Here is a 3,710-nt window from a genome sequence, read left to right as displayed (position 1 = left end):
TCAAACCGCGACAAGTCCAAAGGGCTTCTGGGAGAAGCTGGAAGACTTCTTCTTTCCCGACGAGGACCGCGCCGTCTATTCCGAAGGTCTTCGCCGCGGTGGCTATCTTGTGACGGTCAGCAACGTCACCGCCGCCTCTTATGACAAGGTTATCGATATCCTCGATGACGAGGGCAGCATCGATCTCGATCAGCGCGCAGAGAGCTGGCGCTCGGAAGGGTGGAACCAGCAGGAGACCGTGAGTTCGTATGGCGCCTCCGCCAATCGTGCCAGCGCAACCGGAACGGCAGCTCTGGAGGCTGGCCGTGAAGAGGTTATCCCGGTGGTCGAGGAAGAGCTTCGCGTCGGCAAGCGTGACCTCAATCATGGCCGCGTGCGTGTCCGTTCTTACGTGGTCGAAAATCCTGTCAGCGAACAGGTATCGCTGCGCGACGAAAACGTCAGCATCGAGCGCCGCGCCGTCGATCGCCCGGTGACTGGAACGGAAAACGCCTTCGTCGACCGCACGATTGAGGCAGAAGAACGTCATGAAGAGGCAGTCGTCTCTAAGGATGCGCGTGTTGTCGAAGAGATCGCACTGCGCAAGACCGCCGAGCAGCGCGAGGAAACCATCAGCGACAGCGTTCGCCGCACCGAGGTGGAAGTCGAAGATGAACGATCCGACAGTGTTGTCCGCAAGGACTAATCAAGGCGGTTCGTTCGATGTAACTGCAGCAGAGACCGGCGATCCCATCGCCGGTCTTTTTTGTATCCTGCTGGACGGGAACCGAACGGCGATTGCGGCGTTAGTATGGCACTCACATTCCCGTGATGAAGAGGATGCACCATGACCGAACCTGTCTCAGTCCACGTGTCGCGCGAAGCGGCTTACGTCGACCCCTCCCTTACAGCCACATTGCACAAGGTGTCTTGGGGCGCGATCTTCGCCGGGGTCGTTCTGGCGCTTGCCGTCCAGTTTCTCCTCAATCTTCTAGGCGTGGGCATTGGCGCCGCCGTGATCGATCCGGCAACCTACGACAACCCGAATGCGAGCACCTTCTCCATTGCCGGTGGCGCGTGGTTCGTTGTGGCCGGTATCATTGCTTCCTTCGTCGGCGGTTATGCCGCCAGCCGCCTTTCCGGACGTCCGAGCCGCTCGACCGGCGGGTATCAGGGCGTAACCACCTGGGCTGTTACCACTCTTGTCATCCTCTACCTGCTGACCACGTCGGTCGGTGCCCTCATCGGCGGCGCGTTCAGCGGTCTGTCGAGCATTGTCGGCGGTGTCGGCCAGACGGCCGCGACCGCTGCCACGTCGGCAGCCCCTGCCCTTGCGACTTCTGCAAACCCGATGGCCGGGATCGAGCAACAGATCCGTGACGCGTCTGGCGGCAACGATCCGGCAGCCCTGCGAGATGCCGCCGTTTCGGCGGTCCAAGCTGCGGTGACCGGTGACCAGACGAAGGCTGCGGATGCCCGCAATCGCGCCGCTGATGCGATCGCAAAAGCGCAGAATATCCCGCTCGATCAGGCTCGCACCCAGGTCGAGCAGTACGAGAAGACCTATCGCGACAATGTTGCTGCGGCCAAGCAGCAGGCGCTCGAGGCGGCGCAGACGGCCACCAAGGCAGTGTCGGCCGGCGCGATCCTGGGCTTCTTCGCCCTCCTGCTCGGGGCTGTGGCGGCCTGGTTCGGCGGTTCCTACGGCACGAAGAAGGCGTTGCTTCTGGCCGAAACCACCACTCGCCGCACGATTTGACAAGATGAAGGCCGCCGGAAAGGGCGGCCTCTTCCTTGCGTAACCTCTATCAAATGAAGCCTCTCCATCCACCGATGTGGAGGCTCTCCCCAATTTATCGGTAGCCCATGCAGAATGCCCTTCGGTACCTTTCACTGACCGCCGCTCTAATGCTCTGTTCCCCAGCCTTTGCAGCGCCGATCGACGCACAAGCCGTCAATACCGCGGCGATCGCTTCCCTTCCGATCGAGACGCCAGCGGACAAACAGACTGAGCCCAATCCAGCCATCGTGCATCTACAGGTCCTGCTCGACCGGGCTGGTTCATCGCCGGGTGTCATCGACGGTTATTTCGGCGACAACCTGACGAAAGCGATTGCCGGTTTCGAAGCGCTTCAACGTCTGCCAGTCGATGGGAAGCTCGATCCCGACGCACTTAGCCGTTTGGCGGATGATGCACCGGCCATCCAGGCCTATGCCATCACGCAAGAAGACGGAAAGGATATCGTCGAGAGCATTCCAAAAGACTATGCCGATCAGGCGAGGATGGAGCATCTCGACTATACCAGCATTGCCGAGAAGCTGGCCGAACGTTTCCACATGCATATCGCGCTGATCAAAGCCCTCAATCCGACGGCGGCCTTCAAGCCGGGCGAAACGATCGCTGTCGCCATTCCCGGCGCTGCCAGGACCGGATCGGTCAAGCGGATCGAGGTTCATCGCAAACTGGCGCAGGTTTTCGCTTTCGCCGGAGACGGCGCATTGCTTGCGGTCTATCCAGCGACGATCGGCAGCGAGGATTCACCCTCTCCAGCCGGTACACACAAGGTCAAGGGCGTCTCGCGGATGCCGACCTATACCTACAACCCAAAAATCAATTTCCAGCAGGGCAGCAACAAGAAGATCCTTGAACTGCCGAGCGGGCCGAACGGTCCTGTCGGAACAGTCTGGATCGACCTGACGGAGCCGACCTACGGGATTCATGGCACGCCTGAACCCGAGCTTATCGGCAAGGTTGGCTCGCATGGATGTGTTCGGCTAGCCAACTGGGACGTCGAGGAACTGGCTGGAATGGTCAAGCCGGGCGTCGTGGTCGAATTTATCGAGTAGGTGCGGCGCACCCCCATTTGAAGACGGTCGAGGCATGAGGCGGGCCCCTAAGCCGATGCGGTGTTGTCACGTTAAGTTTCTCTGGCCGGAAAGGCCAGGGGCTCGTAGATATTCAGGCGAAACAGGCCGCAATTTTCCATGCATCGAAAGCTTCGAGGCGATGGTAGCGAATTGTGTGTGCGGCTCGGCGACGAGATGGAACAGAGAAACAATTGCGGGTCGCTGAGTGCATGGAGACGAACCGTTGCAACGCTCCAGGTTACCGATGACCTTGCATGGTTCGCTCCCGTTTCCTAAACGGCAGATGGCTATTTTCGGCCCGATTATTGAGGCCCTTGTGCGACCAATGGTCAAGGCCGGGTGCCACTTCTGCCTTTGCTGCACCGTAGGAGCGGAGCTTATCGGTGATGATCCGTTTGGGAGCAAAGCCATAGCGCTTCATTAACGCCACAAGCAATCGCTTTGCCGCCCTTTTATCACGCCGCTTCTGCAAGATTTCTTCGAGAACGGAGCCATGTTGATCCACCGCACGCCAAAGCCAGAATTTTTCTCCAGCGCATTTGACGACCACTTCGTCCAAATACCAAATATCGCCGGGGCGCGCCTGACGCCGCCGCAAGTTGCGTGTGATCTGGGGGCCGAACTTGGCGATCCAACGACGAACTGTCTCGTATGATACGTCGATTCCACGCTCAAGCAGCATTTCCTCAACTTCACGCAGACTAAGGTTGAACCGCAGATAAAGCCACACCGCATGAGCAATAATCTGTGGCGGAAAACGGTGACGCTTGAAGATGATAACTGATGTCTGCATCGCCAAAATTTACGCCCAAACCGTCAGGCAGGCAACTGTAGCCCAGTTAACGTGACAACACCCTAGATGG

General features: G+C 59.1%; 3 protein-coding genes and 1 pseudogene. 3 read left to right on the top strand and 1 reads right to left on the bottom strand.

Annotation, left to right across the window (positions count from 1 at the left end; all coding sequences use genetic code 11):
* Positions 1 to 37 precede the first annotated feature (37 nt).
* From CEV32_RS04170 to CEV32_RS04160, 3 genes are all read left to right on the top strand, one after another.
* Positions 38 to 685: a YsnF/AvaK domain-containing protein gene (locus tag CEV32_RS04170; RefSeq protein ID WP_094574510.1), complete on the top strand. Its 648-nt coding sequence runs from the start codon at positions 38 to 40 to the stop codon at positions 683 to 685.
* 141 nt (positions 686 to 826) lie between these two features.
* Positions 827 to 1,738, top strand: coding sequence for a PhnA-like protein (locus CEV32_RS04165; protein ID WP_094574508.1), 912 nt, complete (start codon positions 827 to 829; stop codon positions 1,736 to 1,738).
* A 149-nt stretch (positions 1,739 to 1,887) separates the two neighbouring features.
* Complete coding sequence (locus CEV32_RS04160) at positions 1,888 to 2,826, top strand: L,D-transpeptidase family protein (RefSeq protein WP_235818709.1); 939 nt, start codon at positions 1,888 to 1,890, stop codon at positions 2,824 to 2,826.
* Positions 2,827 to 2,938: 112 nt separating this feature from the next.
* On the opposite strand, the pseudogene CEV32_RS04155 reads toward CEV32_RS04160, so the two are convergent.
* Positions 2,939 to 3,640, bottom strand: a pseudogene (locus tag CEV32_RS04155) (IS6 family transposase).
* Positions 3,641 to 3,710 lie beyond the last annotated feature (70 nt).

Source organism: Brucella rhizosphaerae, from assembly GCF_002252475.1.
GTDB lineage: Bacteria > Pseudomonadota > Alphaproteobacteria > Rhizobiales > Rhizobiaceae > Brucella > Brucella rhizosphaerae.
The sequence above is the reverse complement of the archived record's forward strand: the minus strand, read 5'-3'. Positions and strand labels throughout refer to the sequence as shown.

Excerpts from the sequence above, each read along its gene's own strand:
- CEV32_RS04165 (WP_094574508.1), top strand. The coding sequence starts at position 827 with ATGACCGAACCTGTCTCAGTCCACGTGTCGCGCGAAGCGGCTTACGTC.
- CEV32_RS04160 (WP_235818709.1), top strand. The coding sequence starts at position 1,888 with ATGCTCTGTTCCCCAGCCTTTGCAGCGCCGATCGACGCACAAGCCGTC.